This window comes from Rhodoferax sp. ZS1R8 (assembly GCF_056521325.1).
In genome coordinates this window covers 1-1,247 of sequence record NZ_JBWMBA010000109.1, presented here as the reverse complement: position 1 = coordinate 1,247, position 1,247 = coordinate 1, and the positions used below count along the sequence as shown (strand labels likewise).

Here is a 1,247-nt window from a genome sequence, read left to right as displayed (position 1 = left end):
CTGGCTGTACCTGAGGTGCTGGATGCAGGTGAGGCACCGATGGCAGTCGAAGAAGTTGATGAGCAGGTCAAGGTTATTGGCCATCTGCGACTGAGCATTCCCCTGTATAACGTGTATTTGAATGAGGCCGATGAGTGGTCGCGGCGCCTGCAGGTCGAGCTCAGTGAATGGGCGATGGAACTGCAAAAACCATTGCCCGATTCTTTGGTTTCGCTAGCCCACTCCCTGTTAGGTAGTTCGGCCACGGTGGGCTTTGTTGCGCTGTCCGATATGGCGCGTTCTCTGGAGCAAGCCCTGCAACATGTGCAACTGCATCGCCAGGGTGCTCCAGAACAAGCAGAAGTCTTCTCCGACGCCGCCGAAGACATTCGTCGTCTTTTGCATCAGTTTGCGGCAGGATTCTTGAAGGAATCCGCCGCTGACGTCTTGACCGCACTGCAGCGAATCATCGAGACCGAGTTCCCCGCCCCCACCATGGACTCCATCGTGGATGGCTTGGATGAAGAGTTGGCTCCTGCCGAGGCAGAGGTCTCCGAGATCGCCGCTCTTTCCGAAGTAGCACTGGTGGAAGCGGTGGTCGAATTGCCGGTTGCACCTGTGGTAGTCAACGTACCGGCCGCTGCGCCCCTGTCGGTCGTCGCGGCTCCTCTCAACATAGCCCAGGCAGAGGATGATGATGAAATTGATGCGCGCGATAGCCTAGACGAAGATTTGTTCCCGATTTTCGAGGAAGAAGCCATTGAGCTGATGCCGCAACTCGGTAGTGCATTGCGCCAGTGGGTGGGTGCGCCAGACAATCTGAAGGCCCGCAACGAGGTTCTGCGTGTACTGCACACGCTTAAAGGGAGTGCCCGTCTGGCCGGAGCCATGCGTTTGGGTGAAATGTCCCACCGCATGGAGTCAAGCATCGAGCAGATCGGTACCGAACAGATTCAGCAGGTTCAGCTTGAACCGCTACTGACCCGCTTTGACGGTCTGCAGGCAACATTCAATGCATTGGGTGGAGCGCCAGTCGCCGTGGAAGTAGTTTCCGCAGAGGTCTTGCCCGCCACAACGACACAGGGTGCGGAACCCACTGGCGCTGCGCCGGCAGTGCGGGTTGCGCCACGTGGGCTGGCAGCGGTAACACCCGTGCGTCAAACAGCGCAACACTCGGTGCGCGTGCGCTCACAATTGCTGGACCGTTTGGTCAATCAGGCTGGTGAGGTGATGATTTCCCGTGCTCGCATGGAGTCGCGGTTGACGCA

Annotated in this window: 1 protein-coding gene; it reads left to right on the top strand. The window is 58.3% G+C overall.

The features are described 5' to 3' along the window. Nucleotides 1-39 precede the first annotated feature (39 nt). Nucleotides 40-1,247: Hpt domain-containing protein (locus tag AC097P_RS24195; RefSeq protein ID WP_479612968.1), on the top strand; the 1,208-nt coding region annotated here is incomplete at its 3' end.